The organism is Proteocatella sp. QWL-06, from assembly GCF_058684135.1.
Window position 1 is genome coordinate 986,432 of sequence record NZ_CM178755.1, and the last position, 21,250, is coordinate 1,007,681.

Annotated in this window: 19 protein-coding genes; 18 read left to right on the forward strand and 1 reads right to left on the reverse strand. The window is 41.8% G+C overall.

Annotation, left to right across the window (positions count from 1 at the left end):
- Window positions 1-25 precede the first annotated feature (25 nt).
- The 10 genes from AC4PGZ_RS04765 to AC4PGZ_RS04810 all read left to right on the forward strand — a co-directional run bounded on the left by AC4PGZ_RS04765 (window position 26) and on the right by AC4PGZ_RS04810 (window position 12,635).
- Window positions 26-3,475, forward strand: coding sequence for a DNA polymerase III subunit alpha (locus tag AC4PGZ_RS04765; protein ID WP_492159903.1), 3,450 nt, complete (start codon window positions 26-28; stop codon window positions 3,473-3,475).
- Between the two features lie 125 nt (window positions 3,476-3,600).
- Entirely contained in the window at window positions 3,601-4,560 is a 960-nt protein-coding gene (gene pfkA, locus AC4PGZ_RS04770; RefSeq protein WP_492159904.1) for a 6-phosphofructokinase, read from the forward strand.
- Between the two features lie 36 nt (window positions 4,561-4,596).
- Window positions 4,597-6,348 (forward strand): pyruvate kinase, encoded by a 1,752-nt coding sequence (gene pyk / locus AC4PGZ_RS04775; protein WP_492159905.1) that lies wholly within the window; start codon window positions 4,597-4,599, stop codon window positions 6,346-6,348.
- Between the two features lie 180 nt (window positions 6,349-6,528).
- Window positions 6,529-7,077, forward strand: coding sequence for a DUF4364 family protein (locus tag AC4PGZ_RS04780; protein ID WP_492159906.1), 549 nt, complete (start codon window positions 6,529-6,531; stop codon window positions 7,075-7,077).
- Between the two features lie 38 nt (window positions 7,078-7,115).
- Window positions 7,116-7,640: a hypoxanthine phosphoribosyltransferase gene (hpt, locus tag AC4PGZ_RS04785; RefSeq protein ID WP_492159907.1), complete on the forward strand. Its 525-nt coding sequence runs from the start codon at window positions 7,116-7,118 to the stop codon at window positions 7,638-7,640.
- 24 nt (window positions 7,641-7,664) lie between these two features.
- On the forward strand, window positions 7,665-9,221 hold the full coding sequence (locus AC4PGZ_RS04790) for an ABC-F family ATP-binding cassette domain-containing protein (protein WP_492159909.1): 1,557 nt from the start codon (window positions 7,665-7,667) through the stop codon (window positions 9,219-9,221).
- A gap of 61 nt (window positions 9,222-9,282) precedes the next feature.
- A complete protein-coding gene (locus AC4PGZ_RS04795; protein WP_492159910.1) occupies window positions 9,283-10,008 on the forward strand; it encodes a tRNA (adenine(22)-N(1))-methyltransferase in 726 nt (241 codons plus the stop codon).
- Between the two features lie 13 nt (window positions 10,009-10,021).
- Complete coding sequence (locus AC4PGZ_RS04800) at window positions 10,022-10,804, forward strand: Nif3-like dinuclear metal center hexameric protein (protein ID WP_492159911.1); 783 nt, start codon at window positions 10,022-10,024, stop codon at window positions 10,802-10,804.
- Between the two features lie 14 nt (window positions 10,805-10,818).
- Window positions 10,819-11,460, forward strand: a complete 642-nt coding sequence (locus tag AC4PGZ_RS04805; RefSeq protein ID WP_492159912.1) for a ribonuclease HI family protein — start codon at window positions 10,819-10,821, stop codon at window positions 11,458-11,460.
- A gap of 26 nt (window positions 11,461-11,486) precedes the next feature.
- On the forward strand, window positions 11,487-12,635 hold the full coding sequence (locus tag AC4PGZ_RS04810) for a THUMP domain-containing class I SAM-dependent RNA methyltransferase (protein WP_492159913.1): 1,149 nt from the start codon (window positions 11,487-11,489) through the stop codon (window positions 12,633-12,635).
- A 75-nt stretch (window positions 12,636-12,710) separates the two neighbouring features.
- Here the strand turns inward: AC4PGZ_RS04810 and AC4PGZ_RS04815 are convergent, their stop codons facing one another.
- A complete protein-coding gene (locus AC4PGZ_RS04815; protein WP_492159914.1) occupies window positions 12,711-13,079 on the reverse strand; it encodes a class II SORL domain-containing protein in 369 nt (122 codons plus the stop codon).
- Between the two features lie 155 nt (window positions 13,080-13,234).
- Between AC4PGZ_RS04815 and AC4PGZ_RS04820 the strand changes: the two genes are divergently transcribed.
- From AC4PGZ_RS04820 to ftcD, 8 genes are all read left to right on the forward strand, one after another.
- On the forward strand, window positions 13,235-14,248 hold the full coding sequence (locus tag AC4PGZ_RS04820; protein ID WP_492159915.1) for a PhoH family protein: 1,014 nt from the start codon (window positions 13,235-13,237) through the stop codon (window positions 14,246-14,248).
- A gap of 36 nt (window positions 14,249-14,284) precedes the next feature.
- Window positions 14,285-14,794 (forward strand): rRNA maturation RNase YbeY, encoded by a 510-nt coding sequence (gene ybeY, locus AC4PGZ_RS04825; protein ID WP_492159916.1) that lies wholly within the window; start codon window positions 14,285-14,287, stop codon window positions 14,792-14,794.
- On the forward strand, window positions 14,781-15,584 hold the full coding sequence (locus AC4PGZ_RS04830) for a diacylglycerol kinase (RefSeq protein WP_492159917.1): 804 nt from the start codon (window positions 14,781-14,783) through the stop codon (window positions 15,582-15,584). The genes ybeY and AC4PGZ_RS04830 overlap by 14 nt, the downstream gene beginning before the upstream one ends.
- 16 nt (window positions 15,585-15,600) lie before the next feature.
- On the forward strand, window positions 15,601-16,509 hold the full coding sequence (gene era / locus AC4PGZ_RS04835; protein ID WP_492159918.1) for a GTPase Era: 909 nt from the start codon (window positions 15,601-15,603) through the stop codon (window positions 16,507-16,509).
- Between the two features lie 35 nt (window positions 16,510-16,544).
- Window positions 16,545-17,282, forward strand: a complete 738-nt coding sequence (gene recO / locus AC4PGZ_RS04840) for a DNA repair protein RecO (RefSeq protein WP_492159919.1) — start codon at window positions 16,545-16,547, stop codon at window positions 17,280-17,282.
- Window positions 17,283-17,305: 23 nt separating this feature from the next.
- A complete protein-coding gene (locus AC4PGZ_RS04845; RefSeq protein WP_492159920.1) occupies window positions 17,306-18,112 on the forward strand; it encodes a histidinol-phosphatase HisJ family protein in 807 nt (268 codons plus the stop codon).
- 164 nt (window positions 18,113-18,276) lie between these two features.
- Window positions 18,277-20,304, forward strand: a complete 2,028-nt coding sequence (gene hutU, locus AC4PGZ_RS04850; RefSeq protein WP_492159921.1) for a urocanate hydratase — start codon at window positions 18,277-18,279, stop codon at window positions 20,302-20,304.
- Between the two features lie 29 nt (window positions 20,305-20,333).
- Complete coding sequence (ftcD, locus tag AC4PGZ_RS04855) at window positions 20,334-21,227, forward strand: glutamate formimidoyltransferase (RefSeq protein ID WP_492160246.1); 894 nt, start codon at window positions 20,334-20,336, stop codon at window positions 21,225-21,227.
- The last annotated feature ends 23 nt before the right edge of the window (window positions 21,228-21,250 follow it).

The following is a 21,250-nucleotide window of genomic DNA, read 5'->3' on the forward strand; positions in this document are numbered from 1 at the left end:
ATAATATAAAGGAAAGTGGATAATAATGAGCAAATTTTGTCATCTTCATCTTCACACGCAGTACAGCCTGCTGGATGGATTCTCAAAAATAGAAAATCTCATGGACAAAGTAAAAGAGCTTGGAATGGACTCGGTGGCAATAACAGATCACGGAGTTATGTTCGGGGTTGTTGATTTTTATAAGAAAGCAAAGAAAAAGGGCGTAAATCCGATAATCGGATGTGAGGTATATGTGTCATTCAGGAGCAGACATGACAGGGAAAATATCGATAAGAAGTCATACCATCTTATTTTGCTCGCAGAAAACAATGAAGGGTATCAGAATCTCATAAAGATAGTTTCGGCAGGCTTTGTTGAAGGGTTTTATTACAAGCCCAGGGTGGATTACGAGATTCTCAAAAAGTACAGCAAGGGAATAATTGCACTCTCAGCGTGTCTTGCCGGTGAAATACCGCAGAGACTCATGGAGGGAAAATACCCTGAGGCAAAGCTTGCCGCTGAAAGGCTTTCTGAGCTTTTTGGAAAGAATAATTTCTACCTTGAGCTTCAGGACCATGATATTCCTGAGCAGGCAAGGGTAAATATGTATATACAGAAGCTTTCGAGAGAAACCGGAATTCCAATGGTCGCGACTAATGACGTGCATTATCTCACAAAAGAGGACTGGAAGACTCATGAGATACTAATGTGCATTCAGACGGGAAAGACGCTTCAGGATGAGCACAGGATGGAATTCAAGACAAATGAGTTCTATCTCAAGTCTCCTGACGAAATGGAGGATCTGTTCAAGGGTTATGAAGGTGCCCTTGAAAACACGGTAAAAATAGCTCAGAGATGCAGGGTGGATTTCGACTTTGACACCATACATCTTCCGGAATACAAGGTCGAAGACGGAAAAACTCCCTCTGAATTCCTAAGGGAGCTTTGCTACAAAGGGCTGAAGAAAAGATATCCGCAGCCTTCTCAGGAAGTCATTGACAGGCTCGAGTTTGAGCTTGGAGTAATTGAAAAAATGGGTTATGTGGCGTACTTTCTCATAGTATGGGATTTCATCTATTATGCCAAGAGCAATGACATAATGGTGGGTCCGGGAAGAGGATCTGCAGCAGGATCTATAGTAGCATATACTCTTGAAATCACGGATGTGGATCCTATTGAATATTCTCTGCTCTTCGAGAGATTTCTTAATCCTGACAGGATTTCCATGCCGGACGTAGATATAGATTTCTGTTATGAAAAACGAGAGCAGGTTATAGATTATGTAAAGCAGAAGTATCACGATGACCACGTCGCTCAGATTATAACATTCGGTACACTTGGCGCCAGGGCTTCGATACGTGATGTAGGAAGAGTGCTTGGAGTCAGCTATCAGGACGTGGACAAGGTTGCCAAGGAAATTCCTTTTGCCATAGGCATGACGATAGAAAAAGCGCTGGAGGTAAATCCTAATCTGAGAAAGCTCTATGAATCAAGCTCAGAGATAAAAGAACTCATAGATATATCAAAGAGCGTGGAAGGGCTTCCAAGGCATGCATCTACTCATGCTGCAGGAGTAGTTATTTCAAAGGACAGTGTAGACAGCTATGTTCCGCTTTATATGCACCAGAACTCTGTCACTACTCAGTTTCCCATGACGACTCTAGAGGAGCTGGGACTGCTCAAGATGGATTTCCTGGGTCTGCGGACTCTCACCGTAATTCAGGACTCCCTGAAAATGATAAAAGCCAACCATGGAAGGGATATTGTATTTTCTGAGATGAAGTATGACGATCCTCTGGTTTATGAAAATCTCTCTGCGGCGAACACGCTGGGGGTATTCCAGCTGGAGAGCGGAGGAATGAGGCAGTTTCTTAAAGAGCTGAGACCTGATGACTTTGAAGAAATCATCGCGGGCATATCACTCTACAGGCCCGGCCCGATGGAATCCATACCGCTCTATATAAAAAACAAGAACAATCCTGACCAGATAGAGTATATACACGAAAAACTCAGACCTATACTGGAGGTAACAAATGGGATCCTGGTCTATCAGGAACAGGTAATGCAGGTGGTAAGAGAGCTCGGAGGATATTCATATGCGAGGGCAGACCTCGTTAGAAAAGCCATGAGCAAGAAAAAAATGGATGTTATGGAAGAGGAACGTGAGTACTTTGTAAATGGAAAACTTGATTCAGAAGGCAATGTCGAGATATCAGGCTGCGTAAGAAACGGAATACCGGCTTCTTCTGCAAACAAGATATATGACAACATGATCGATTTTGCAAAATACGCATTCAACAAGAGCCACGCTGCGTGCTATGCAGTACTTGCCTATCAGACCTCATACCTCAAGACCCATTACAAGGTTGAGTTCATGACGGCTCTTATGACAAGCATTATGGGCAATACGGATAAGGTGGTTCAGTATATAAAGGAGTGCAACGAGCTGGGCATACAGGTTCTTCCTCCTGATGTAAACAGGAGCATGAAGGCTTTCAGCGTTGAAAATGGAAATATCAGGTTTGCCATGTCGGCAATAAAGAATGTAGGTGAAAATGCGGTTGAAACTATTGTAAGCGAAAGAGAAAAGGGAGGCGAATTTACCTCTCTCCAGAACTTCGTAAAGAGAGTTTCCGGGCAGGACGTTAACAAAAGGCTGGTCGAGAGTCTGTTCAAGGCTGGCGCATTTGACTCTGTCAATCCGAATCGTGCTACACTAATGGCTAATTTTGAGAAGATATGGGACAGTACCAATAATGAGCGAAGAAATAACATAGAGGGGCAGGTATCGCTTTTCGACAGCATGCAGGAGCCCTCATCAACGGTTGACATAGTTAAGGTTGCTGATTTTGGTACAAAAGATAGGCTTGCGATGGAAAAGGAAGTACTGGGGCTTTATATCAGCGGACATCCTCTCAGCGATTATACGGAAAAACTCAAGAGGATAGCATCTCACAATACTTTAATGTTCAAGGAGATGCAGGAAGACTATGAGCAGTATCAGTATGAAGATAATTCAATGGTAGTAGTAGGAGGTCTCATATCCGAAAAAACCTACAAGACAACAAAGACAAAAGAGATGATGCTCTTCATGACTCTTGAGGACGAGTATGGCACGGTAGAGGTGGTGGTATTCCCCAAAGTCCTCAATTCATGTGCCGCTTCACTTGAAAAAGACAGCGTGGTTACGGTAAAGGGAAGACTCCAGCTCAAGGAAGATGATGAGGCAAAGATAATCGCAATGAAGATTGAAAGTCTAAGCGAGAGCAGGGAAAGCAGGACTCTCTATCTGAGAGTCAACAGCATGGATGATCCTGTGGTCAGGGAAATTGAAAAAGTGGTCATAAAGAATCCAGGAGGTGACAGTGTCAAATTTTTCGATGCTTCATCAAAAAAGAGCTTCGTATCTGAACGCTACTCATATATATCATACAGCGAGGATATCGCTGATCAGATTTCGGGGCTGATTGGAAGGGATAATGTTGTGCTGAAATGATTTTTCAAATTATTTCTTAAAAACTAATGACAAGAAAACAGAATTTTATTATAATAAGAATAAGTCGTTTTCGTGGGATGAAAAATGCATATGTGGGAGCGAAAACGTTCCCGATGGAGGTTCGGATGAAGAGGATAGCAGTTTTGACCAGTGGTGGCGATGCACCAGGAATGAATGCTGCCGTGCGGGCAGTTGTCAGGTACTCAATATACAACAATATCGAGGTTTATGGAATCCAGAGAGGATATAAGGGCCTTATGGAAGGTGATTTGTTCCAGATGGGAGTATCAAGCGTAGGAGATATCATACAGCGTGGAGGTACCATACTCAAGTCTGCGAGATCGCTGGAGTTTAAGACCGAAGAAGGCCAGAATGATGCCATAAACGTTCTCAATGTATACAAGATTGACGGTCTTGTTGTCATCGGAGGAGATGGAAGCTTCAGGGGAGCACAGAAGCTGAGTGAAAGAGGAGTGCCGGCAATAGGAATCCCCGGTACTATAGACAATGACCTCGCATATACTGATTTTACCATAGGATTTGATACTGCAGTAAACACAGCTCTCGATGCTATAAGCAAGCTTAGAGATACATCTTCTTCTCATGAAAGAGTAAGCATAATAGAGGTAATGGGAAGAAACTGCGGAGATATAGCTCTTTACGCAGGACTTGGCGGGGGAGCTGAAGCCATAATTGTTCCTGAAGTTGAATATGATATCGATGAAATATGCAAGAAGCTCATAGAGAGCAAGCAGAGAGGCAAGACCCAGAGTATAATAATCGTCGCTGAGGGCGCTGCATCTGCGGCAAGCATTGGCGAAATGATTTCAGAAAAAACAGGGATGGAAACAAGGACTACCATACTTGGACACATACAGCGTGGCGGATCTCCAAGCGGTTCGGACAGGATACTTGCGAGCAGAATGGGTGCGATGGCGGTAGAGTGCCTTATGCAGGGCAAAAAAGCAAGAGTGATTGGAATAAAGGAAAACAGGATATTCGACATGGATATAGACGAAGCTCTTGATCAGAAAAGAGTATTTGACAGGGATATGCACGAGCTTTCAAAAATTCTGTCTATATAAGGTATTATTTTTTATTTATAAGGCAAGGAGAACAAAATGTTAAACAAGAAAACTAAAATAGTATGCACTATCGGACCAGCGAGTGAATCTCCAGAAGTACTTAAAGAGCTCATGCTTTCAGGGATGAATGTGTGCAGGCTCAATTTTTCTCATGGAAGCCATGAAGAGCATCAGGCGAGAATAGACACCATAAAGAGCGTTCGTGAAGAGGTAAAGCCAGCGGTGGCTATACTGCTTGACACAAAAGGACCAGAAATAAGAACAGGCAAATTTACTGATCCTGAGGTAAATCTCGAAGAGGGCCAGAAGTTTGTTATCACCATGGACGAAGTAATGGGCGATAATACAAGATGTACAATATCATACAAGGGCCTTATAAATGATGTCGTGCCTGGAAACAGGATCCTTATAGACGACGGTCTTATAAGCCTTGTTGTAGAGAAGGTAGAAGGAAACGATATAATCTGCGAGGTTGAGAATGCAGGAGTCGTAAAAAACAACAAAGGAGTAAACGTACCTGGAGTAATAATAAACCTTCCTGCAATAACGCAGAAGGATAAGGACGATATAATATTTGGAATAAAGAACGGAATAGACTTTATAGCGGCATCATTTGTACGTAAGGCGTCAGATGTAATGGCTATAAGGGAAATACTTGAGATCAATAATGGCGAGCATATACAGATAATATCAAAGATTGAGAATCAGGAAGGTGTAGATAATATCGATGAAATCCTCAAGGTTTCAGACGGAATAATGGTTGCGAGAGGCGACCTCGGAGTGGAAATACCTACTGAAGAGATTCCAATAGTTCAGAAAATGATAATTAGAAAGTGCAACTTCCTTGCAAAACCGGTAATAACAGCTACTCAGATGCTTGATTCCATGATAAGGAACCCAAGACCGACGAGAGCAGAGGTAACGGACGTTGCAAATGCAATCTATGATGGAACAGACGCGATAATGCTCTCTGGAGAGACTGCTGCCGGAAAATATCCTGTGGAGACGCTTCAGACAATGGCAAGAATAGCTGTAAGAATAGAAGACACTCTTGACTATGTAAGCATATTGAGAAACAGGCTGTCGCTCAGAGACTGGTCTATAACCAATGCCATAAGCCATGCTTCCTGCACTCTTGCAGTCGACATAAGCGCGAATGCGGTGATAACGGCAACAAGCTCAGGCTACACTGCAAGATCGGTTTCGAGCTACAGGCCACAGGCTCCTATCATAGCAGCTGTAAGCACTCCTGAGGTTATGAGACAGCTGTCTCTTGTATGGGGAGTAGTAACTGTTATGGGAACTCCTGTAAATTCTACTGATGAGATGTTTGAACAGTCTGTCGAACTTTCTCTAAAGGCTGATTTCGTGAAATCGGGAGATACAGTTGTAATAACAGCTGGAGTTCCTGTAGGCGAAGTTGGAACGACAAACCTCATAAAGGTTCATCTCGTGACAGATGTCGTAGGAAGAGGAGTTGGAATAGGAAACAGCAGCATATCTGGTGTTGCAAGAATAATAAGTTCTGTTGGGGACAGATTTGACGATGGAGATATATTCGTTGGCAAATTCACTGACAAGGATTTCATGGATAAAGTCCAGAGAGCTTCTGCAATCGTAGTGGAAGAAAGCGGACTTACAAGTCATGCTGCCGTTGTAGGGGTAAGCCTTGGAATACCAGTTATCGTAGGAGCCAAAAACATCACTGAAAATATAAGTGATGGAGAAATGATCAGTCTCGATCTTGAAAAAGGCTTCGTATACAGAGGCAAGATAAATCTGGTATAATATACTGGAGATTGATTTAGACTCAGACAATAAATTTTAAGAGCAGATATCATATTCTGCTCTTTTTTATTTAAAATATATTCTAAAATGATAACTAACATGATAGGTTCTGTGATATAATATTAAGGTGCGCAAATGCGCAGATTTTGAAAAAATATAGAAGGATGTGAGGGATATTCTATGTATGGAAAGACAGATGAAGAACTTACAAAAAGTAAACTGTATATTTTATTTTTGCTTGACAAAGTAGATGAACCGTTTTCCAATCTCAATATTACTCAGACATTCATGGAAACGGATATAATAGAATATTTTCCTTTGCAGCAGTATATGTTTGAGCTTGAAAAATCCGATTTCATCTCAAAGAAAATAGTTGAGAGAAACGAATTTTATGAAATAACTGAAAGAGGAAAATCGGTACTTGATTATTTTGATAACAGGATGCTTGGACAGGACAGGAAAAAGATAGAGAGCTATCTTGATGAGAACCTTGCAAAATTCAACAGATACAAGGAAATCAAGGCTGAATACAGGAAAAACAATGAGACTGGAAATTCCGAGGTAACGCTACAGCTGATAAACAAGGGAAAGCCTTTCATAACCCTGAATCTCGAGGTACCTACCGCAGAAACGGCAAAATCTATATGTGCCAGCTGGGACGAATATGCATCTGACATATATGGAGAAATAACCAGTGTGCTTACTAAAAAAAGATCACATGAAGAATAAATATGTATAAAATTTGATTATTATAAGAGGAGTAAACAATGGATATCAATATTGCAGGAATTTTTTATTCAAAGGAAGAGATAGCCTCAAGAGTCAGAGAGCTTGCTTCTGAAATCGAAGAATGCTTTGGGGACGAAGATATTGTTATTGTAGGAGTGCTTAAAGGTGCCTGCGTGTTCGTGACTGATCTCATGAGAGAGATAAAAAACGATGTCATTCTTGATTTTATGATGGTTTCGAGCTATGGAATGTCTACAAAGAGTTCCGGAGTCGTAAAGATAATCAAGGACGTGGATGCAGTCGTAGAGGGACAGAATGTGCTCATAGTAGAGGACATAATAGACACAGGGCTTACAATGAACTATCTGAGAGACTATTTCCAGAGAAAAGGCTGCAAGAGCTTTAAAATCTGTACACTTCTTGACAAGCCTCAGAGAAGGACCTGTGATGTAGTTGCAGACTTCACGGGATTCGAAATTCCTGATAAATTCGTTGTAGGATATGGAATAGACTGCGGAGAGAAATACAGAAATCTCCCATATATAGGTTATGTAGAAGAATAAGCTTAAAAGGACACAGGAGAAAATATGAGCGTTTTAATAGTAAAAAATGTAAGCCATGGATTTGGATCAAGAGTAATACTTGAAGATGTTTCGTTCAGGCTTCTTAAGGGCGAGCACGTTGCGCTGATCGGGGCAAATGGTGAAGGAAAATCCACATTCATGAATATAATAACGGGAAACCTTATGCCTGATCAGGGTGAGGTGACATGGTCGAGCCACGTTACGGTTGGCTATCTTGACCAGCATGCTTCCCTCAAGGACGGTACCACAATAAGAGATACTCTCAGAGGCGCATTTGACGAGATGTACAGCATGGAGCAGGAGATGCTCAAGCTTTATGAGGATATGGCTGAGGCAAGCCCTGAGGAAATGGACAAGATGATGGAAGAAGCTGCGGAAATCCAGACTATCCTTGATGACGGAGGGTTCTATATAATAGACTCCAAGATAGAAGAAGTCGCGGGCGGACTGGGGCTCAGGGAAATCGGACTTGACAGCCTTGTAAACGAGCTGAGCGGAGGCCAGAGGACTAAGGTTCTTCTCACCAAGCTCCTTCTCAAGAACCCTACAATACTGCTCCTTGACGAGCCTACGAACTATCTTGACTTCGAGCACATCGAGTGGCTTAAGAAGTACCTGAACAATTATGAGAATGCATTCATACTGATATCGCATGACGTACCTTTCATAAATGACGTAACTAACATAATATATCACGTTGAAGATGGAAGCCTTACAAGATACGTAGGAAACTATGACGAATTTGAAAGGCTTTATGACCTTAAAAAGAGACAGCATGAGCAGGCATATGAAAAACAGCAGAAGGAAGTCGAAAAGCTGGAGGACTTCATTGCCAGAAACAAGGCGAGGATATCCACTACGGGAAGAGCGAAGAGCCGTATGAAGCAGCTTGAGAAGATGGACATGATAGAGAAGCCTAAAGAAAAGATAAAGCCTACGTTTTCATTCAAAGAAGCAAGGACGCCTTCAAAGTTTATTGTTGAGGCAGAAGACCTCGTAATAGGATATAACGAACCGCTTACAAAAGCAGTTTCTTTTGTAGTGGAAAGAAATAAAAAAATAGCAATAAAGGGTGTAAACGGACTCGGAAAATCTACTCTTCTGAAGACCATGCTTGGACTCCTGAAGCCGGTAAGCGGGTCTGTAAAGTTCGGACAGCACGTTGAGTATGGATTCTTTGAGCAGGAAGACTCAAAGAAAAACAGAAATACCGCGCTCGAGGAAGTATGGACTGCGTATCCTAATCTCTCAAATCACGAGGTAAGGAATGAGCTCGCAAGATGCGGACTCACAAATGAGCATATAACCAGCCAGATGATGGTACTTTCGGGTGGAGAGAACGCAAAGGTAAGGCTTTGCAAGATTCTTCTAAAAGACATAAATTTCCTTGTTCTGGATGAGCCTACCAACCATCTCGATGTTGATGCAAAAGATGAGCTGAAGAAAGCCATAAAGGAATTCAAGGGAACTGTAGTGCTGGTATCCCATGAGCCTGAGTTCTATGAAGATATAGTAGATGAAGTATGGAATATAGAAGACTGGACGAATAAGATAGTATAGAAAACAGACCTGTTATTGAGATCAGCTTGGTAATAGGTCTTATAAATTACAGGGGAACAATATGATAGATGAAAGACTAAAATCAATAGCAGAAATGGTAGACAGACAGGGCACTCTGCTCGATGTAGGAACAGATCACGGATATCTTCCTGTCTATCTTGTGAAAAGCGGAAAGATAAAGGCCGCGATAGCATCGGACGTAAGCAGAGGCTCTCTCGCAAAGGCTGCTCAGGAAGTTGCAAAGCAAAAGCTGGAATCGAGCATAGAAACAAGGCTTGGATCCGGACTGGAGGTCATAGGAGAAAATGACAAAATAGATACGATAGTGATTGCCGGGATGGGAGGAATCCTCATTTCGGAACTCATAGACAAAAGACTTGATTATATAAGGAAAAACAGCATAGATTTAATCGTTCAGCCGGTACAGTCACCTGAATCAGTCAGAAGATATTTCCATGAAAACGGCTTTGAAATAACAGCTGAAAAGCTTGCAAAGGCAGATGGCAGGATATATCATATAATAAAAGCGAAAGCAGGCAGTAGAGGCAGCGAACAGGCGGCTTATGTCAGGGATGACATTGTCTTCGAACTCGGAGAGCTCATAATGTCTGACGCGGGCAGTGAAAGCAAAGCGCTTCTGAGAGAACTGATAGGTTACAAGCTTAAAGAACAGCACAAGATAAAAGCAAAACTGGAGATTACAGAAAGCGGCAATATCGGCGAAAGATACAAAGAAGTGCTCAGAAAAATAGAATCATTGGATGAGGTACTGAGAAAACTCGACTGACAGGAGGTTTTTTATGAAACTTAGAGAGATATCGGAAATACTTGACAGAAAGCTCAGAGCAGACATTGCAGAATCCTGGGACAACGTGGGACTTCTGATTGGAGACCGTGATGCAGAAATAAAGAAGATACTTCTGACTCTGGAGCTCACGGGAGATGTAATGAAGCTTGCGCTTGAGGAAAAAGCAGATCTTGTAATAAGCCATCATCCGCTGATATTTTCCGGGCTTAAAAAGATAGTCAGCAGCGAAGGCGACAACCTCGTATTTGAGCTCATAAGAAATAACATTGCATTTTACGCGGCTCATACCAATTTTGATGCCCTGGACGGCGGACTTAATGATTATGTCGCTGAGCTTATTGGAGGAAAAAACATCACAATGATAAAATCTCCGCAGGAAGAGCATGCGATATGCAGGATATTTGATATTGAAGAAACCTCGATAGAAGACTACATCAGTCATATAAAGTCAGTCATGAATATAGAAACCCTCAGATTTACAGGAAATACGGATGAAAAGATATCAAGGGCGGCCATTGTTACAGGAAGCGGAAGCGAGTACATCGATATCGCAGTTTCAAACGGAGCACAGTTTTTCATAACTGGCGATCTTAAGTATCATTACGCACTGGAGCTGAAGGAAAAAGGGCTCAATGTGCTTGACGCGGGTCACTTTGATACTGAAAAGGTATTTCCTCAGGCCATGAGCAGATTCATCAGGCGCAGAATCACGGAGCTCGGCGATATAGACATCATAGAATCCGGCGCAGATGTAAATCCATTTGAATACAGATAAGACGGGAGAAACGTATGAAGGCAGTAATATTCACTGATGGAGGATCGAGAGGAAACCCGGGCAAAGCGGCTATAGGATATGTCATAAAGGCAGAAGATGGAAGTACGGTTTATGAATGCGGAATGAATATTGGCACAGCTACAAATAATGCTGCTGAATATACCGCTGTGCTCGAAGCTCTCAAAGCTGCACTTGGCATGGGATATGACAGTGTGGAGCTTTATCTTGACAGCCAGCTGGTTGAAAAGCAGATAAAAGGGGAATACAAGGTAAAGAGTGAGGATCTCATGCCGCTCTTCAGCGCCGTTATGAAGGAACTCAGATTGTTCGGGTCGTATACCGTAACACATGTGAGACGCGAGATGAACAAGAGGGCTGACAAGCTTGTGAATGAAGCTCTGGACAGTGAGGATACGGTAATAAACGACATGAGGACAGCTGAAGATAATCATCTTGATGAGCTGAGCCGGGCGTTGAAAAAAGCCGGGATTTCATGCTCGGCAATAAACGAGATAAACGGAGCTGCGATTATCGTCATGGATATCGAAGAGTCCGAAAAATTAAGGGCATCATATGGAGCCCTCACAGAGGCTGCTGAAAGATGCAGGATAAAAAAACTGTTTTTCGAATTTGAACAGGAAAAACGAATTGTATAACATTTACTGATAAGGAGAAATTATTAATGAAATTTGAAGCTATAGCAGTATGCCTTTTCGGAGTAGAATCCACAGTGTCATATGAGCTTAAAAATCTTGGCTTTACAGTTACGAATGTTTCTGATGGCAGGGTTACTTTTGAGACGGATTCCAAAGGACTGGCTACGGCGAACATTTCCCTCAGATGTGCAGAAAGAGTTCTTGTAAAGATAGGAGAATTCAAGGCTCGCAGTTTTGAGGAGCTGTTTTCAAATGTGAAAAAACTGCCTCTTGAGAAGTACATCCCATCTGATGCAAAGTTCCCGGTAGCAAAGGCAAAATCAATAAACAGCAAGCTTTTCTCAGTTTCTGACATACAGGCAATCACCAAAAAGGCAGCCGTTGAGAGACTTAAGAGTGTCTACAATACGGAGTGGTTTCCTGAGACTGGAAGCACACATCCACTTCATGTATTCATAAACAAGGATGTGGTTCAGCTAACTATCGACACTACCGGACCGGCACTTCACAAAAGAGGATACAGAGAGCTTTCGGGAGGAGCGCCTATAAGGGAGACGATTGCAGCGTTCATGGTCATGCTTACTCCGTGGAATGAATCCAAGCTTCTGATAGATCCTATGTGCGGTTCTGGAACTATAGCCATCGAAGCGGCAATGATCGGCGCGAATATAATGCCTGGAATAAACAGAAATTTCCAGGGAGAAGAGCTTTCATTCATAAGCAAGGATGACTGGATCCAGGCAAGAAAGGAAGCTATTGAAAAAGAGAACCAGAAGGAATTCAAGATATATGCATATGACATAGATCCTGAAATGGTAAAGCTTGCAAAATCAAATGCTGAGCTTGCCGGAGTAGATCACCTCATTGATTTCATGAAATCCGACGCAAGAAAATTCCATTCCACAAATGAATATGGGTTCATAATAACGAATCCACCGTACGGAGAGAGAATGGGAGAAAAAGAAGCCGTGTATGAGCTCTACAAGGATCTGGGCAGGGTATTCAGAAGGATCCCAACATGGTCAGTCTATATTATCTCAAGCCTCGAGAATGTCGAAGAGCTTTTTGAAAAAAAGGCGGCAAAAAAGAGAAAGCTTTACAATGGAATGCTCAAATCCTGCTATTATCAGTTCCCGGGCCCTAAACCTCCGAGAGCATCAGCAGAGAGTAATTAAGAGAAGCAATCAAAAAAACCAGAATTCTGAATCAAAAGAATCAGAATCTGGTTTTTGTAGTTGAGATTTCTGTAATTAGAATTTAACTTCTGCTTCGCTTTCCCATAGTCCATGGATATTGCAGTAGCTTATTGCTACAAGCTTTCCAGGTTTTGCAACCTTGATTTTTGTTGTAAAATGAGGCTCAGTAAAGTTATCAAGCTCTCCATGTGCAGAGAATTGCATGCTTGCAACCTCAACTAGAACCTGGCTTCCTTCCTGAACATAGAAAAGCTTCATCCATGAGATGTGGTGCTCAAGAGTATTAGGGTGGGCAATTGCATCTCCAATAGATACGGTTACCTCAAAGCTCTCTTCTGCGCTTACTTTCTCCGGAGCAGTAATTACCGGTACGTGTTTTTCTGATTTCCAGTCACCTGATTTGAAATAATTTGATATTGGCATGATGTATCCTCCTGATTATTAGTTTATTAATACTTACTAATTATTATAACCTATAAATTGATAAATTAAACATAAAAATAAAAAATTATTATTCAGGTTTTAAAATAAGCTTCTTTGGTGTAAAATAGATATAATTAACATACTGGAGGTAAAATTTGGAAAATTACAGAGTATTCGAAGCGGGAGACCAGAAGTTTCAGGAGGAGCTGTTTGGCAATTTCGACAGGAACATTAAAAGAATAGAGAACCATCTCGGCGTGAATGTAGTGCTGAGAGACAATAATATAGTAATAATAGGCGAAGATGATAAGATTGAAATAGCATTCAGCCTTCTTTTGCAGCTGAAGGAGCTGGTTGACAAGGGCCAAAGCATAGATCTGCAGAAGGTGAATTATATAATACAGCTTATAGAATCCAACAGTCAGGAAAAGCTTTCTGATGTAGCCGATGAAAATATTATACTGACAGCGAGAGGCGTGAGCATAAAGCCAAAGACTCTCGGACAGAGAAAATATATAAAAAACATAAAGAGCAATGACATAACTCTATGCATAGGTCCCGCAGGTACAGGAAAAACATATCTTGCGGTGGCGCTCGCGGCAAAGGCGTTCAACAAGGAGGAAGTGAGCAGGATAATTCTTACCAGGCCGGCAGTAGAGGCTGGAGAGAGCCTGGGCTTCCTTCCAGGAGATCTCAAGGAAAAGGTGGATCCATATCTGAGACCGCTTTACGATGCACTGTTTGACATATTCGGTGCAGAAAAGTTTACAAGGCTCATGGAAAAAGGCGTAATCGAGGTAGCTCCGCTTGCATATATGAGAGGAAGGACTCTCGACAATGCATTTATAATACTCGACGAAGCCCAGAACACTACGCCTGAGCAGATGAAGATGTTCCTCACGAGACTTGGATATGGTTCAAAAGCGGTTGTTACAGGAGATATAACCCAGATAGACCTTCCGAATAACAAGAAGAGCGGACTAAAGATAGCCTTCGAGGTACTCGATGGAATTCAGGGCATAGGAATAAGCGTTCTTGACGAAAAAGACGTGGTAAGACATGAACTGGTTCAGAAAATAATAAAGGCATATGAAAAGTATGAAAAAAAGGAAAATTACAAGCTTGAAAAAGTCAAAGAAGATTCCCAAAGAAATCGAAGAAAGAACTAAAGCTGTTTTTGCTTAATCGAAAAGGAGACCGTCAGGATGATCGAGCTAAATTATGATCTGGGAGAATATGCAGAGGATATTTCAGATGAAATAATTGAAAAAATCAGACATATAATATCAGAGGCACTTGAAATACATGGACTTAGTGGAAGCTATGAAGTATCGCTGTCATTTGTAGACGATGAAGAAATCAGGGAGATAAACTGCCAGTACAGGAAGAAGGACACCAAGACTGATGTGCTTTCATTCCCAATGTTCACCAGGGAAGAAATAGATACCATGACAAATTCACAGTCACAAGCGCTGTCAGCAGCGCCGGAACTTCTCGGTGACATTATCATATCTGTGCCAACAGCAAAAACACAGGCGATTGATTACAATCATTCTTTTACAAGAGAAGTGTGTTTTCTCGCCTGCCACTCAATACTTCACCTGCTTGGCTATGATCATGAGAATTCAGAAGAAACTGCAGTCATGCAGGATATGGAGAGACAGATACTTGGAAAAGCAGGGATAACCAGGGAGCATGATCATGAAGGAAACTAATGATGAGTTAAAGGCCAGGCTAAGGGCCGAATATGAAAAAGACCTTGAGATAAAAAGCAATCTCAGCAGAAAATATGACGATAAAAATCCAAGAAAGATAAGCATGATAAAAAGCTTCAATTATGCAGTCGAAGGGATAATATATTCGCTGATGTCTCAGCGAAACATGAGAGTTCATTATGTTTTTGCTGTTGCAATCCTGTTTGCGTCCCTTTTTTTTGAGCTCACCAGGATAGAGATGGCAATACTGTTCATTTCCATTATATTCGTGGTTGTTTCTGAGATGATAAACACTGCTGTAGAGAGTGCTGTCGATCTCACGACTACAGAATATTCACCTCTGGCAAAGATAGCAAAGGACGTTGCAGCGGGAGCGGTGCTTATTGCGGCGCTTAATGCAGTAGCAACCGGATATCTGATTTTCTTTGACAAGTTGAATCCAATTACGATATCGGTGCTCACAAAGATGCGCAGGCAGGGAATACATGTAACTTTCGTAGGGATAATACTGATATTGATACTGGTTATAGGAATAAAGACATATGCAAAATCCGGGACCGCTTTTCAGGGCGGAATTGTAAGCGGCCATGCAGCGCTTGGGTTCGGTATGGCTACTTCAATATCGCTCCTCTCTGAAGATCCTCTTATTGCGACACTGTCATTTCTGATGGCGGCGCTTGTCGGCCAGTCCAGGATAGAAGGAAAGATACACTCCCTTCACGAAGTTGTCCTTGGGGCAATAACAGGCATAACGGTGATAATTTTTATGTTCAAGCTTTTCAAGATTTAAAAATCGAAAGGATAATATGATAAATAATAAATTCAAATCAGGCTTTGTAAGCATAATAGGCAGGCCTAATGTAGGAAAATCAACACTTATAAACCAGCTCGTAGGCGAAAAGATAGCAATCATGAGCGATAAGCCCCAGACTACAAGAAATCAGATAAAAGCAATTTACAATGATGATGAGGCTCAGATTGTTTTTGTAGATACGCCTGGAATGCAGGATCCAAGGAACAAGCTGGGAAGATATATGCTCAAGTCATCCGAAGAATCCATGAAGGGCATGGATATAATACTTTATGTAGTAGATGAATCAGACTTCATAGGCAAATCCGACTCTAAGATAATAGAGAAGCTCAGATCAAGAAGAGATACAAAGCTTCTTATAATCAATAAGGTTGACAAGATCAACAATGAGAAGCTGATGAAGATAGTACAGATGTACAGCGAGCTTAATCTCTTTGATGAGATAATACCTGTTTCTGCCCTGAAGGGAACAAACAGCGGCAAAATAATTGAAGTCTTGAAAAAGTATCTGACATACGGACCAAAGTTCTTTCCCGAGGATATGATAACTGACCAGCCAGAGAGAGTTCTTGTATCAGAAATAATAAGAGAAAAGATACTTCACTATACAGATGAGGAAATACCTCATGGCACAATGGTTCGAATAGAGTCTATGAAAAAGAGGACAGATAAGGATATCATAGATATCTCGGCAGTAATATACTGTGAAAGAGAAAACCACAAAAGTATCATAATAGGAAAAGGCGGCAGGAAGATCAAGGGAATTGGAAGCGCCGCAAGAAAAGAACTTGAGGAGAAGCTTGGAATAAAAGTGAATCTTGAGCTTTGGGTCAAGCCAAAGGAAAACTGGAGAGACAATGAGAATTATATAAAGGGCTTCGGATTTAACGAAAAAGAACTGTAAACCAATTGATGAATATGAAATTTAGATGGTGAGCTATGATCATACAAACGGAAGCTATAGTTATAAGGAGCACCAAATATTCTGATTCAGACTGCATACTGACGCTGTTCACGAGAAAGATGGGAAAGCTGGGAGTTTACTCCAAAAATGCCAGGCTGATGAAGAGCCCGCTAATGAGCGGTTCACAGATTTTCGCATATTCCAATGTGACCATAAATACCCGAGATGGAAAATACAGGCTTTCGAATGCCGATCTCATATCGAATTTCTACAAGATCGCAGGCAGCGTAGAAAAGACCTATCTTGGCTATTACATGCTCGAGCTGGTTGAAAAGCTGAGTATGGAAGACCAGAGCAATATTAGACTGTTTCAGCTTCTTGCAGACTCGCTTTATGAGCTTGAAAAGAATGACAATATTATCTTACTGAAGACGGTTTTTGAACTCAAGCTTCTTGATTATTCCGGATTCAGGCCAAATGCGTCGAGATGCATCGTCTGCGGAGACAGCAGCAGTCTGGGCAACTACTTTGCACCACAGGAAGGTGGAAGAGTCTGCAGCAGCTGCATGGGCCAGGTAAATATCAAATACAGGTACGACTCGACTACATTCAGGTTAATAGAGTATATCCAGAACAATCACATATCCAGGATACTCGAAGCGAAGATATCGCGCCAGATAATCGAGGAGCTTAGCAGGCTGCTTGATTATTATATCAAATTCCATCTTTCTGAAATAAGGCTCAAAACAAGGGAATATCTTATACTTGATTAAAGTACATTACAGGGAGCAGATTAATGATAAAGACAGATTACCATATGCATACTTGCTACTCGTTTGATTCAAACGAGAAAATGGAAGACATAGTAAAGCAATCCATTGAAATAGGACTTACCGAAATCGTATTCACAGATCACCTCGAGACACTTGAGCCGGGAACTGGCATAGACAGCATCATCGACTATGATGAGTATATAAGGGAAATAGAAGATCTGAGGTATAGATTTGGAAAAGAAATAAACATAATGCTTGGAGCAGAGATTAATCTCGAGCCTTCAATAGAAAAAGAGACAAATGAATATCTCGGCAGGTATCCATTCGATTTCATAATCGGATCTCTTCATGCATCAGATTTTACTGATTTTGCAATGTCTGACATAAGCAGAGGACTCACTCAGGATGAGTACTACAGCAAGTACTTTGAGTGGGGGATGGACTGCGTAAAAAGAGATTTCAATTTTTCTGTGCTTGGGCATCTTGACTATATAGTAAGGTATGGAGGCTATGAGAACAAGCTTCTGAAAATGGATGTACACAGAGAAAGCATAAAGGAAATACTGAAGGCCCTCATTGAAAGGGGTAAAGGAATTGAAATAAATACCGCCGGCCTCAGGTACAATCTGGGGCATGTGCATCCCAAAATTGAAATACTTCATCTATACAAGGAGCTTGGGGGAGAGATAATAACTGTAGGGTCTGATGCTCACAAAAAGACTGATCTTGCAAGAGATTTTGACATTGCATATGAAATTCTCAAAGAATGTGGCTTTAATTATTACACAAGATTTGAGAAGCTCAGTCCCCTATTTGAAAGAATATATTAGTAATAAGCAGGTAATCGCAGATGGAAAATTTGCAGGTTATCTGCTTTTTAAAATTCAGAAATGTTTAAATGGCTGATTGTAAAATATCACTCAGAGTGTTATCATATTTAGTGTAGAGCCTTAACCAGAAACTTTAAAAAATATGATAATGCAGGAGGTAATTTATGCTAAGCAACATGGACATATCAAATGCAATGACCATCAAACTCGATGACTCGCTGCCTGAATATCCTCAGTTCAAAGAGGGTGTAAGACGAGCTCCGATGAGAGAGCTTAACCTTAATGAAAGAGAGATAAAGCTCGCCCTCAAAAACGCTCTCAGATACATACCTGAAAACCTTCATGAAGAACTGGCGCCGGAGTTCATGGAAGAACTCATGACAAGAGGAAGGATTTACGGATACAGATACATGCCAAAAGAGAGAATCTATGGAAAACCTATAGACGAATACAGAGGCAGATGCATAGAAGGAAAAGCGTTCCAGGTAATGATAGACAACAATCTGGACCATGAGATATCGCTGTATCCTTATGAGCTTGTTACATATGGTGAGACTGGGCAGGTCGTACAAAACTGGATGCAGTATCAGCTGCTTAAAAGATATCTTGAGGAGCTTACAGACGAGCAGACTCTTGTGATGATGTCCGGACATCCTATGGGGCTTTTCAAATCTTCAAAAACAAGCCCAAGGGTAATAATCACAAACGGACTTATGATCGGGATGTTCGACAATCCAAATGACTGGTCAAAAGCTGCGGCAATGGGAGTATCAAGCTATGGCCAGATGACTGCCGGAGGATGGATGTATATAGGTCCGCAGGGTATAGTGCATGGTACATTCAATACTATCCTCAACGCAGGAAGAAAGGTCCTTAGTATCCCTGAAAGTGAAGATCTTGCCGGACATCTCTTTGTGACATCAGGACTTGGAGGAATGAGCGGTGCTCAGCCTAAAGCTATAGAAATAGCAAACGGAGTCGGCATAGTAGCAGAAGTAGATTATTCGAGGATTGAGACCAGACACAAGCAGGGCTGGGTTTCATTAATAACATCTTCAGCAAAAGAAGCATTTGACGTAGCAGAAGAATACATGACAAAAAAAGAAGCAATTTCCATAGCTTATCATGGAAACATCGTAGACCTGCTTGAATATGCGGTTGATAATAACATAAGGATAGAGCTTCTTTCAGATCAGACATCATGCCATGTGCCATATGACGGAGGGTACTGTCCTCAGGGGCTCACGTTTGATCAGAGGACTGAGATGCTTGACAAAGACAAGCAGAGCTTCATAAAGCTGGTTGATGAAAGCCTTATAAAGCATTATCATCTCATAAAAGAGCTCGTTGCAAGAGGAACGTATTTCTTCGATTATGGGAATGCGTTCATGAAAGCGGTGTTTGATGCAGGGGCAAAAGATATTGCAAAGAACGGAACTGACACGAGCGAAGGCTTCATCTTCCCTTCATATGTAGAGGATATAATGGGGCCAGAGCTATTTGACTATGGATATGGGCCTTTCAGATGGTGCTGCCTGAGCGGAAAGGTCGAGGATCTGAGAAAGACAGATCAGGCCGCGATGTCAGTTATAAATCCGGAGAGAAGAGGCCAGGACAGAGACAACTATATATGGATAAGGGATGCCGAAAAGAACAAGCTGGTGGTAGGCACACAGTGCAGGATACTCTATCAGGATGCTCTTGGAAGAAGAGACATAGCTCTGAGATTCAATGAGATGGTGAGAAATGGGGAGATCGGGCCTGTAATGCTTGGCAGAGACCATCATGATACCGGAGGAACCGATTCGCCTTTCAGAGAGACCTCAAATATATATGACGGAAGCAACATAACGGCTGATATGGCTGTTCACTGCTTTGCCGGAAACGCCGGAAGAGGAATGAGCCTTGTTGCACTTCATAATGGCGGAGGCGTAGGAATATCGAAATCAATAAATGGCGGATTCGGAATGGTTCTCGACGGCAGCGAAAGAGTCGATGAAATAATCAGGAAAGTAATCCCATGGGATACCATGATAGGAGTTTCAAGAAGAAGCTGGGCGAGATGTGAGAATTCCGTTGCCACAGTAGCAGAGTACAACCAGACATTCAAGGGAGAGGACCATATAACAATCCCATATGTGGCAGACGACAGCCTCATTGAAAAAACATTCAGCTCATACAAAAACAGATAATATACTATAAGGAGATATATACGATGGCAATGAACAGAATCATAGAATGCGTACCAAACTTCAGCGAGGGAAGAGACCTCGAAAAAATTGAAAAAATAATGGACTGCTTCAGAGCAAAAGAAAATGTAAAGCTTTTAGATTACAGCCCGGACAAGGATCACAACAGGTGCGTGGTGACGGTTGTAGGAGAACCGGAAGCGCTGAGAGATGCGGTTATAAGCGCCATAGGAAAAGCAATAGAGCTAATAGATATGACAAAACATGAAGGCCAGCATCCAAGAATGGGGGCAGTAGATGTAATTCCGTTCATTCCGGTAAAGAATGCTACGATCGAAGATGCGGACAAGATAGCAAAAGAGGTTGCAAAAGAAGCAGCGGAGAGATTCGGACAGCCGTTCTTCCTTTATGAAAAGTCAGCAAGCGCACCCCACCGAGAAAATCTTGCGAATGTAAGAAAAGGGCAGTTTGAAGGCATGAAGGAAAAAATGCTTGATCAGGATATGTGGAAGCCTGACTTTGGTCCAGATACAATCCATCCAACAGGCGGAGTTACAGCTATCGGCGCAAGGATGCCGCTTGTTGCCTACAATATAAACCTCGATACTCCAAACCTTGAAATCGCGGACAAGATAGCGAAGCAGGTAAGGCATATAAGCGGAGGATTCAGATATGTGAAGGCTATGGGCGTGATGCTTGAAGACAGAAACGTGGCTCAGGTATCTATGAACCTTACAGATTACACAAAATCGGCGGTTTACAGAGTGTTTGAGACCGTGAAGATGGAAGCAAAGAGATATGGAGTAAACGTAATAGGAAGCGAGATAGTAGGGCTTGTACCAATGCAGGCACTCGTTGATTCAGCAGAATACTATCTTCAGATTGAAAACTTCAGTATGGATCAGGTTCTTGAGACGAGAATATAGCTGTAATTGATTGAACAGGAGAA

Excerpts from the sequence above, each read along its gene's own strand:
- AC4PGZ_RS04765 (WP_492159903.1), top strand. The coding sequence starts at position 26 with ATGAGCAAATTTTGTCATCTTCATCTTCACACGCAGTACAGCCTGCTG.
- pfkA (WP_492159904.1), top strand. The coding sequence starts at position 3,601 with ATGAAGAGGATAGCAGTTTTGACCAGTGGTGGCGATGCACCAGGAATG.
- pyk (WP_492159905.1), top strand. The coding sequence starts at position 4,597 with ATGTTAAACAAGAAAACTAAAATAGTATGCACTATCGGACCAGCGAGT.
- AC4PGZ_RS04780 (WP_492159906.1), top strand. The coding sequence starts at position 6,529 with ATGTATGGAAAGACAGATGAAGAACTTACAAAAAGTAAACTGTATATT.
- hpt (WP_492159907.1), top strand. The coding sequence starts at position 7,116 with ATGGATATCAATATTGCAGGAATTTTTTATTCAAAGGAAGAGATAGCC.
- AC4PGZ_RS04790 (WP_492159909.1), top strand. The coding sequence starts at position 7,665 with ATGAGCGTTTTAATAGTAAAAAATGTAAGCCATGGATTTGGATCAAGA.
- AC4PGZ_RS04795 (WP_492159910.1), top strand. The coding sequence starts at position 9,283 with ATGATAGATGAAAGACTAAAATCAATAGCAGAAATGGTAGACAGACAG.
- AC4PGZ_RS04800 (WP_492159911.1), top strand. The coding sequence starts at position 10,022 with ATGAAACTTAGAGAGATATCGGAAATACTTGACAGAAAGCTCAGAGCA.
- AC4PGZ_RS04805 (WP_492159912.1), top strand. The coding sequence starts at position 10,819 with ATGAAGGCAGTAATATTCACTGATGGAGGATCGAGAGGAAACCCGGGC.
- AC4PGZ_RS04810 (WP_492159913.1), top strand. The coding sequence starts at position 11,487 with ATGAAATTTGAAGCTATAGCAGTATGCCTTTTCGGAGTAGAATCCACA.
- AC4PGZ_RS04815 (WP_492159914.1), bottom strand. The coding sequence starts at position 13,079 with ATGCCAATATCAAATTATTTCAAATCAGGTGACTGGAAATCAGAAAAA.
- ybeY (WP_492159916.1), top strand. The coding sequence starts at position 14,285 with ATGATCGAGCTAAATTATGATCTGGGAGAATATGCAGAGGATATTTCA.
- AC4PGZ_RS04830 (WP_492159917.1), top strand. The coding sequence starts at position 14,781 with ATGAAGGAAACTAATGATGAGTTAAAGGCCAGGCTAAGGGCCGAATAT.
- era (WP_492159918.1), top strand. The coding sequence starts at position 15,601 with ATGATAAATAATAAATTCAAATCAGGCTTTGTAAGCATAATAGGCAGG.
- recO (WP_492159919.1), top strand. The coding sequence starts at position 16,545 with ATGATCATACAAACGGAAGCTATAGTTATAAGGAGCACCAAATATTCT.
- AC4PGZ_RS04845 (WP_492159920.1), top strand. The coding sequence starts at position 17,306 with ATGATAAAGACAGATTACCATATGCATACTTGCTACTCGTTTGATTCA.
- hutU (WP_492159921.1), top strand. The coding sequence starts at position 18,277 with ATGCTAAGCAACATGGACATATCAAATGCAATGACCATCAAACTCGAT.
- ftcD (WP_492160246.1), top strand. The coding sequence starts at position 20,334 with ATGAACAGAATCATAGAATGCGTACCAAACTTCAGCGAGGGAAGAGAC.